Below are 593 nucleotides of genomic sequence, written 5' to 3' on the forward strand. Positions count from 1 at the left end.
GCAAAAACAGGTTTGCGGCGGCACAGCGGCCGCGCAGTATTCAGAAATCGTAAAGTTGACCCCAACGGGCGCTGCAAAGCGCCTCGCTACGCGTCACAGGCTAGTCTGATGATAAGCAAAATCAATAGGCTTTCAGCCTATTTGCATGATCTTTTTCATGCTGTTGCTCATATTTGATGAACGCATTAAGCCTTTTTGAGGTTAGCAGGGCACAATGGCCAAGCAGGCCGCCGCCCCGAGAATGAATTCAGTCCCGGGGCGGAAATGGGGCTTAGTCACCGCGCAACAGGGCTGCAACTCCGGTACGGGCGATTTCAATCAAGCCAAGAGGGCGCATCAGATCGGCAAAGGCATCGATCTTGTCCGGTGCACCGGTGATCTCGAAGATGAACGAATTCAGCGTACTATCGACGACATTGGCCCGGAATATGTCGGCCAGTCGCAGGGCTTCGACCCGTTTGTCGCCTTCACCGACAACCTTTATGATCGCCAGCTCGCGCTCGACCGAAGCACCTTCGACGGTCAGATCATGCACGTCACGGACCGACACGATGCGTCCAAGCTGCGCCTTGATCTGCTCAATCACTTGCGGG

Annotated in this window: 1 protein-coding gene; it reads right to left on the minus strand. The window is 55.1% G+C overall.

The features are described 5' to 3' along the window. Nucleotides 1-271: 271 nt before the first annotated feature. On the minus strand, nt 272-593 hold a 322-nt coding region (ilvN, locus tag ACR0EL_RS22550), incomplete at its 5' end, for an acetolactate synthase small subunit (protein ID WP_480502363.1).

This window comes from Ruegeria sp. AH12, from assembly GCF_056541465.1.